The organism is Leisingera sp. F5, assembly GCF_001593695.1.
Window position 1 is genome coordinate 1 of sequence record NZ_LUKH01000768.1, and the last position, 1,701, is coordinate 1,701.

3 protein-coding genes are annotated in these 1,701 nt (G+C 61.9%); 1 reads left to right on the forward strand and 2 read right to left on the reverse strand.

The window, feature by feature from the left end; all coding sequences use genetic code 11:
- Positions 1–389, reverse strand: a 389-nt coding sequence (locus A2I95_RS35725) for a DMT family transporter (protein WP_291737282.1), incomplete at its 3' end; no start/stop codon positions are given.
- Entirely contained in the window at positions 386–1,264 is an 879-nt protein-coding gene (locus A2I95_RS35730; protein ID WP_237455866.1) for a LysR family transcriptional regulator, read from the reverse strand. The genes A2I95_RS35730 and A2I95_RS35725, both read right to left, overlap by 4 nt.
- Before the next feature lie 128 nt (positions 1,265–1,392).
- Here A2I95_RS35730 and A2I95_RS35735 point away from each other — a divergent pair.
- Positions 1,393–1,701 (forward strand): NAD(P)H-dependent oxidoreductase (locus tag A2I95_RS35735; protein ID WP_291737283.1); only part of this gene is annotated, 309 nt, incomplete at its 3' end.

A 1,701-nucleotide genomic window follows, 5' to 3' on the forward strand; every position in this document is an offset into this window, starting at 1 on the left:
CCAATCGCCAGCGCCAGTGCCATCCAGCCGGTAGTGATCTGCCGCAGCAGCAGCCAGCCAAACACGGCGCTCATCACCGGCACCAGCGTGAACACCGCCGCGGCACTGACCGGCGCCGCTGTCTGCAGCCCGTAGAACATCAGCACAAAATAGCCGCCGAACAGCCCGCCCAGCACTGCAAACCGCCAGGGCGCGCGGAAATGCACCCGCTGCAGCCCGGTGGTGGCCAGCGCCGCGACACCGATCACCACAGCGGCAATACCAAACCGCGCCGCATTCAAGGCCGCTGGTGCAATCTCGTTGGCGACCATGACACCCAGCGAGAAAGACCCCGCCACCAATGCCGAAAACAACAGCATCGCCAGATGCCCGCGCAGTGCCTCGCTCACAGCTGCCAGTCCTTTACCTGCTCCTTAAGGAACGTCAGGAACGCCTGCACCTTAGTGGTCCGGTGCAGATCCACATGGGTCACCAGCCACAATGCGCCTTCCCAGTCTTCCTGCGGTGGCATCATCTCCACCAGATCCGGTTGCCGCCGCGCCTCCCAGGCCGCCATAAAGCCAATCCCGGCACCGCTGCGGACCGCCGACTTCAGGGTAAAGCCATCGGTACAGCGAAAGGCGATGGCCTCAGCCGGCGCATTGGCCCGCAACCAGCGCGAAAACGGCGCCCTGCTGCTCTCATCGTCCTGACCGACAAACCGGTGATTGGGAATATCCTCGACACCCTTCAGCATTCCGTATTCTTCGGCATAAGCCTTGGAAGCATAGAGACCGATCTGCTGTTTCATGAAAGGCTGCACCACATTGTCGGGCTGATCCGGTGCATTGCCTGCGCGGATCGCCACATGCGCCTCGCCGTATTCCAGCCGGAACAGCCGGTCACCGGTCAGGTAACGGATAATCAGCCCCGGATGCATATCCTGAAACAGCTTCAACGCCGGCACCATCATCGGTGCAAAGGACGCCAGCGAGGTCACAACCAGCTCGCCCGACACATCGTCGCCCTGCCCTTTCAGCCGCCCGACCAGCTGGCTGAACTGGTCATCGGTCGCCTGCGCCACCCGCAGCAAGTCCTGACCGGATTCCGTCGGGGTATAGCCGCGGGCATGACGCTGAAAAAGCTTAACGCCCAGCCGCGCCTCGATCGCATCGATATGCCGGATCACCGTCGCGTGATGCACGCCCAGCACCTCGGCGGCACCGCTGACCGTGCCCATGCGGGCCACTTGATAGGCGGTGCGGACTTCGTCCCAATTATCCATGGCGGCCTCCTTGCCGGCGGAATAGCGCTTTTTTTGCAAAAACGCACAATTCATGTGATTGAAGCAGCGTTGCGTTCGAAAATGCAATAACCCAAATTCCTGTCAGCAACAAGCACAGGAATACTGTAATGACCCGTACCATCCTTCATATCGACTCCTCCGCCCGCACCGACGGCTCCGTTTCCCGCGATCTTTCGGCGCAGATCACCGGCCGCCTTGGCGCTTCCGATGTGATCCGCCGCGATCTGGCTGCGCCGCTGCCGCTGCTGGACGGCGCCTGGATCGGGGCCAACTTCACCCCGGCAGACCAGCGCAGCGATGAACAAAAGCAGCTGCTGGCCCTTTCCGACTCGCTGGTGGAGGAACTGAAACAGGCCGATACCATCGTGATCGGCACGCCGATCTACAACTTCTCGGTGCCGTCCACACTCAAGGCC

Coding starts and splice junctions, on each gene's coding strand:
- A2I95_RS35730 (WP_237455866.1), bottom strand. CDS start 1,264: ATGGATAATTGGGACGAAGTCCGCACCGCCTATCAAGTGGCCCGCATG.